This window comes from Acinetobacter sp. YH12201, assembly GCF_013418145.1.
Taxonomy (GTDB): Bacteria; Pseudomonadota; Gammaproteobacteria; order Pseudomonadales; family Moraxellaceae; genus Acinetobacter.
Map to the genome: position 1 here is coordinate 1 of NZ_VPCP01000183.1, position 1135 is coordinate 1135.

Annotated in this window: 1 protein-coding gene and 1 pseudogene; both read right to left on the reverse strand. The window is 32.9% G+C overall.

The features are described from left to right. Nucleotides 1-144: 144 nt before the first annotated feature. Nucleotides 145-993 carry a hypothetical protein gene (locus tag FTU91_RS16430; protein WP_180082863.1) on the reverse strand — a complete coding sequence of 283 codons (849 nt, stop codon included), beginning with the start codon at nucleotides 991-993 and terminating at the stop codon, nucleotides 145-147. 43 nt (nucleotides 994-1036) lie between these two features. After that, nucleotides 1037-1135 (reverse strand): annotated as a pseudogene (locus FTU91_RS16435) (IS982 family transposase); the annotation flags it as partial.

Genomic DNA, 1135 nt, shown 5'->3' on the forward strand with positions numbered 1-1135 from the left:
TGATGAAATACGGTATTCTGATGTGACAAAACCTGAGTCCTTTATAGTTAAAGTGTTTGTTTGCACTCATATTTTAACTATTTAGACTCAGGTTTTTTTATTTAAAGCAAACTATGGGACAGTAGTGAGCTTCGGCTTCCTTTTTTATGTCTTAAGCTTGAAAGCTAAGTCATTAATCGCTGCTTGAACGACTAACCATGAAATATTTATCGTATCTTTATCAGGGTTGAACCTATTCATCATTTGTTCGTAAGGATGAATTAAGTTTCTAAATTCCCTCAGGGAATGAGAGAATTTTTTCACATCAATATCTATCCATCCTACTTGATGAGCTACATCTATCATTTCTGCTAATTTCCAGTCAGCAAAATGCTTAGTTTTCCCATTTTTATCTTTTGGAGCACAATTTGCCTTATTTGCTTCAATCATATTTTTCTGACATACACCTAATAAAATACCTTCAAGCATGCTACCCATTAAAATTACTGCTGCAAGATGAGCATTAGCATCAATACATCTTTGAACTTCATCCCATCTACTTTTTAATATTTCTCCCACGCCAACTTCCAGCCCTAAAGCGAGGAAATTGGGTGCAGGTAACGGTTTTAGTTCTCTGTCTTTTTCTAATTTGCTTTCATTAAAATCTATTTGAATTTTTCTAAACTTTGGTTCAATACCTTCTAGATATATTTCAAAGCCTTCAACATACAGTATGCTATTTAGAGTATTTAAAGCTTTAAAAACTCTTTCTTTATCACCACCATATTCACGTGGAGAAACAAGTCGTTTTAATACATTGGCTAATTGTTGACTTGTTAATTCATTTAATCTGTCTAAAACCCATTTAGCGCGAGTTGAGCCATTATGAATATATGGCAAACCTATATTATGAAAAAATTTAGTAATTTTTGAACTTGATCTATATTCAGGATGAATTATTTCATTATTTCCACAAATAAACTCTGCTATTTGTTCCAATGTCTTTTGATCCATATCCCACCATTTTAATATTTAACCTGAGTTCGACGAAATCTGCTTAGCCTTTTAGCATATTTTGGAAAGTTGGCTTATTGGGATTCAAACAATAAGCCACTACAGCAGCCATGATATTCACCATGAAGTTATTTACCGAACG